The 5218-nt window shown below is 31.6% G+C and carries 5 protein-coding genes; all 5 read left to right on the forward strand.

Going from position 1 to position 5218, the window contains the following annotated elements:
* Positions 1-1472, forward strand: a 1472-nt coding sequence (terL, locus tag WBG30_RS12255; protein WP_424504948.1) for a phage terminase large subunit, incomplete at its 5' end; no start/stop codon positions are given.
* Between the two features lie 11 nt (positions 1473-1483).
* Positions 1484-2719, forward strand: a complete 1236-nt coding sequence (locus tag WBG30_RS12260; protein ID WP_424504949.1) for a phage portal protein family protein — start codon at positions 1484-1486, stop codon at positions 2717-2719.
* Positions 2688-4430: a minor capsid protein gene (locus tag WBG30_RS12265; protein WP_424504950.1), complete on the forward strand. Its 1743-nt coding sequence runs from the start codon at positions 2688-2690 to the stop codon at positions 4428-4430. Before WBG30_RS12260 ends, WBG30_RS12265 begins: the two co-directional genes overlap by 32 nt.
* Complete coding sequence (locus WBG30_RS12270; protein ID WP_424504951.1) at positions 4431-4706, forward strand: hypothetical protein; 276 nt, start codon at positions 4431-4433, stop codon at positions 4704-4706. It begins immediately after the preceding gene.
* A gap of 272 nt (positions 4707-4978) precedes the next feature.
* Positions 4979-5218 (forward strand): phage virion morphogenesis protein (locus WBG30_RS12275; RefSeq protein WP_424504952.1); only part of this gene is annotated, 240 nt, incomplete at its 3' end.

Here is a 5218-nt window from a genome sequence, read left to right on the forward strand (position 1 = left end):
AAGTACAGATGAAAGCAGGAGCAGTGCTAGAGATGAGAAGAAGGAAGAGAGCTAGGATGAGGAAATCCCTAGAGACTTTTCTATTAGAAGATGGTAGAGGAGATTGGCAGACAGCCAAACATTTAAAATATCTTATATCTAAATTAGAAAATTTTGTAAAAGATGTAGAAGAAGGAAGATCTCCTAGACTTATTATAACTATGCCCCCAAGACATGGTAAAAGTGAGGTTACAACTAAAAAATTTCCAGCATGGGTATTAGGTAGTCATCCAGAGTGGGAAATGATTGTAGGTAGTTATTCAGCAGATTTGGCAGAGAAGTTTTCAAGGATCTGTAGAGATACATTTGAAGAGCATGAAAATGTCTTTGGAGTAAAGTTATCAAAGAACAGTTCTAGTGTAAAAGAGTGGGGAATAGAAGGGCATAGAGGTGTATTAGCTGCTACAGGTGTAGGAGGAAGTGCAACTGGAAAAGGAGCACATATAGCTATTATAGATGATCCGTTTAAAAATAGAGAGGAGGCCAACTCTCACTTAAAGAGAGAAAGGGTATGGGATTGGTATAAATCAACGATTCGAACAAGGTTAGCTCCTGGTGGTGGGATGGTAATTATTCAGACTAGATGGCATGATGAAGATTTAGCTGGAAAACTAATGAAAGCTATGAAGGAAGATGATGGAGAAGAGTTTGAATTAATCAATCTACCAGCAATAGCTGAAGAGGGAGATATATTAGGGAGGGAAGTAGGAGAGCCACTATGGCCAGAAAGATTTCCTTTGAGTGAACTGATGAAAACTAAAAGAGCTATAGGAAGATTGGAGTGGGCATCACTGTATCAACAAAAACCCACAGTAGATGGTGGATCTATTATGAGAAGAAAAGATTTTAGGTATTTTAAATATAATGATCAATACCTTGAAATAGTAGAAGAGGATAGAACTAGGAAGGTATTTTTAAAGGACTGTATTTCATTTCAGACAATAGATACAGCTCAGAAAACAGGAAAGACAAATGATGATACAGCTATAGCTACTTGGCTTGCTGATAAACAAGCTAATTTATATTTGATAGATATGTTTTTAGAGAAAATAGAGGTTCCTGATCAATGGAAAAAGATAAAGGAATTAAAAGGACGGTGGAATGTAGTATTTCAAGCGTGTGAGGATAAAGCCAGTGGAATAGGATTAATTCAACAGGCTAAGAGGGAAGGTTGTCCGTTAAAGGTGTTAAAGGCTGATACAGACAAGGTGACTAGATCTATTCCATTTTCTATTATGCTAGAAAATGGAAAGGTATTCTTTAATTCCAGAATGATAAATCTAGATAAGGTAGAGGAGCAGTTACTAAAGTTTCCAAATGCTACTAATGACGATGCAACTGATGTTTGTTCTTATGCAGCAATAATAGTGCAGAGTGGAAGATATGGAAGTGGAAGGGGTATAGCTGTTAATAAGCCTATTATTGCAATATAGAGAGGTGGAAGATGTTTAGTAAAATAAAAAATGCATTTAAGAAACATGAATTTGGAAGTGATCTAAAAAACAATAAAGGGCTACTTAATGCCACTATACAACAGTTATTTCAAATAAATGGAACTTATGAAGAGGAAGATCTAGATCCTGAAAAAGTAAAAGAGATGTTAGATGATATCGATATCTCATATGCAGTGAGGAAAATGTCTATGGGTGTTTCATCTAGAGATTGGGAGATACTAACTCTTATAGAAGAAGATGAGGGGAGAAATAAAGAAATATACCAGAGGTTAAGTAAAATAAATATCTATAATTTTATAAAACAGTTAGATAAAAGTAGATATTATGGATATGGAGGATTTGAATTAGTATGGGATGAAGAATTCAATCTAAAAGAATTAATTGAAATACCTCAAGAATATATGAAATGCGAAAAAGGTGTTTGGAGTGTAAAAATAGGAGATAAAGAGATTAGTTTAGATGATCCACTTAAATATATTGTAGTTACTTATAATGACTCATTAAGTGAGGTATATGGGAAGAGCGTTTTAAAGCCTATAGTTGGAACATATGAGGCTAAGAACTCAATTAGAGATAAGATGAGGGCCATTGCAGACAGGTATGGAGAAGTTATCACGGTGTTTGCATATGATGGGAATGCAGATGAAGAAGATGTAAAAGCCAAAGCTAAACAATTAAAGGATATGAAAGGTAGAAATGTAGTAGCTATTCCTATATGGGATAAAAGTTTGAAAGATTCAGTACATTTTATTAATTTGGCAGATTTAAAAACAGAAATACATACTAATCTTGAAGACAGGTGGAAAGGTGAGATATCAAAATATATATTAGGAGCAGATTATTCAGGATCTAATGCTGGAACAGGAAGTTTTTCTAGGGATAAACTACAGCAAGTAGAACAGGAGAAGCAAGAAGAAGAGATTTTGAAATTTATAAGAGAATCATTTCAAAATTTATTAGTTGCTGATGCAATGATGTATGGATATAATCATGAGGATTTTTATATTAAATTTGAAAAAGAAAAAACAGAGGAAGAAGAAAGCAAAGCAGATAAAGCCAAGGAAGAAGTGAACACCCAAAAGGCTAATACTATTAAGACTTTATCTGAAGCAGGGTATGAGCTTTCTCCTCAATATGTGTCTGATAGTCTAGGGATTCCTTTAGAAGTAATAGCTAAAAAAGATATTAAGGAGTTTGCCAGGGGGAGAAGTAGACAATATAAGTGAAAAAATAGAGTTACATAGGTACCAAAAGAGACTTTTTAAAGAAGATATAGAAAATAGTATGATGGATTTTACTAAGAATACTTCTAAAACTATTTTTGAGAGTTTGGAGCAGGTAAAAGAATATAAGGATCTATATGTTTCTTTAGATTATAAAGAATTAGAAGAAAAGATGGTTATAGCTGCTCTAGTTGGATATGTTGAGAGTATCCAAAGGAATAAATGGATGGAATTTGCTGAAGACATAGACCCATTTAGTCTTCCTTTTGAAGATGCCATAAAATATCTGATAGAGAAAGAGCCGGTACTATTTGAAAAGATAGATGAATTAACCTTAGAAATAAAAAATAACTTTAAATGGATAAAAAAATCTACAGATTTAGAGATAACTAAAAAGATGTTTCAATCATTGGATGAAAATATCAAAACTGGAGGGACTTTCTTAGAATGGAAAGAATCTATTCAAGAGATAGCCAATAAAGCAGGGTTTGGAGATCGTGGATATTATTTAGAAAATATTTATAGAACGAACACCATTAATGCCTATAACATAGGGACTTATAAAGAACAAATGGAAACAAAAGAAGATTTTCCTTATCTACTATATGATGCTATTTCAGATGAGTATACTACTGAAATATGCAAAAGGTTGGATGGAAAGATCTATAGATCTGATGATCCTATTTGGAATGAAATTTATCCAGGGAATCATTATCAATGTAGGAGTGGAGTAATCTCAATTTCTAAAGAAGAGCTTGAGGATGGAGGCTATGTCCTATCGGAATATGATCCAAATATAATAAGTGATTTAGAAAAAACAGATTTTAAAGGGAATCCAGGAACTATTTGGAAAAAAATAGAAAAAGGTGTTAAACTAAAAGAAAAGACAGTAGAAAAATTAGATGAAGAATTATCAAAGAATTTAGAACCTTTTATGGTTGAATTTGATATAAAAAAATTCAAACCAAAATTAGAGAGGGAGTTAGCAAGTAAAATTTTGGATAATTTTGGTTTAGATGTTCCTGTAAAACATAAATCAATGGCTAATTCCTATGGATATGTTTCAAGTTTAAGACAAAATGGTAAATTTGTAGAAATGGCTTTTAAAACAGGAGATAAGAGATCGATAGAATCTAAGATAAAAACAATGTTTCATGAAACTTTCCATGCATCATCACTGAATCAAAAAAATATGCCTTATCACCATCTTGAGGAACTTATGGCTGAATCAGTTGGGACTTATTTAAGTAAGGTACATGGTGCTAACAGTAAAAAAATAGCTAACTCTTATTTAGATTATTTGATAGATGGATTACCTAAATTAAAGAAACTAAAAGAATTTTCGAACTGTAATCAAGTGGAAGATTTTGGAGAGGTACTATTAAAACTAGGTAGAGAAGAAACTGATAGATTACTCAAGGATAAGAATTTAAAAATTAGTAGTATTAAAACTGGAAGGGCTCTTCATAAAGCAATCCAGCCATATAAAGAGATCATAAAAAAAGATGAGATAAAAGATGTTTTTATAGATCTGCTTAAAGGTGCTGGACCATTTGATATTGAAAATATCAATGATAGAAATTGTATTGAAAGAATGTTAGATGATTTATTAGTCAATGTAAATAGTAAGGATTATACAAGAATTAATAGCAATGATGAGTTTTTATATCAAAAATTATTTGATAGTATCTGGAAAGTAAAGGGAGTGAGATAGATGAGGTTTATAATGCCAGAAATTATAGATAAAGCAGAAAAGAAATTAAAAAATAAAGATAAAGCCGATGAATATTATAGTCAAATAGCTAATTATTTTAATGCTCATGAACTGATTGGAGGGGAAGACTCTCCAGCAGAGAAGTTTAAAAAATGTTTAATAGCCGATGGGGAAGAAGAATATTTTAATGAGTTATTAAACTTAGGAATAATTACCCAAGAAGAGTTAGGAAAGAATGAAGGATCTAGTGATATAATTACAAGAATTTGCAGGTAAAAAATTGACATTATAGAACTTAAGATATATAATTATTATGTACAGAAAATTGGGAGTTTATAAGAATAAGAGCTATAGAAAGAGGGAACTTAACCAGTTGACTTTTTCTTCTGAAATATATATTAGTTGATATTCTATAACTTAAAATATATATTTAATGTATAAATAAAGATTTTTCAAATAAAATGTCTAAGAAGAAATCAAGCTAATCACTTGGTTTCTTCTTTTTTTAGTCATTATAGGATATACTCCCTATAATAGAGGTGAATAATATGAATGATTTAAAAATAGATGATTTTGTGGTGAAAATTAATAAGATGGAGAAAAATTTAAAAGATATTTCTCCAGTTATGAAAAAAATATCTATAGATATGAAGTCCCAGACTAAATTAAATTTTAGGAAACAACAGACTCCAGGAGGGAAGTCATGGAAGAAAAGCGATAGGGGAGGACAAACTCTGAGAAAAACCTCTGCTCTGATGCATAGTATAGCCAGTGGATATGGCGATAGC

Source organism: Psychrilyobacter sp. (genome assembly GCF_049671765.1).
In the GTDB taxonomy this organism is placed as follows: Bacteria; Fusobacteriota; Fusobacteriia; order Fusobacteriales; family Fusobacteriaceae; genus Psychrilyobacter.

What these genes read in the sequence shown, in the direction of transcription:
- WBG30_RS12270 (WP_424504951.1), top strand. Translation starts at nt 4,431, where the DNA reads ATGAGGTTTATAATGCCAGAAATTATAGATAAAGCAGAAAAGAAATTA.
- WBG30_RS12260 (WP_424504949.1), top strand. Translation starts at nt 1,484, where the DNA reads ATGTTTAGTAAAATAAAAAATGCATTTAAGAAACATGAATTTGGAAGT.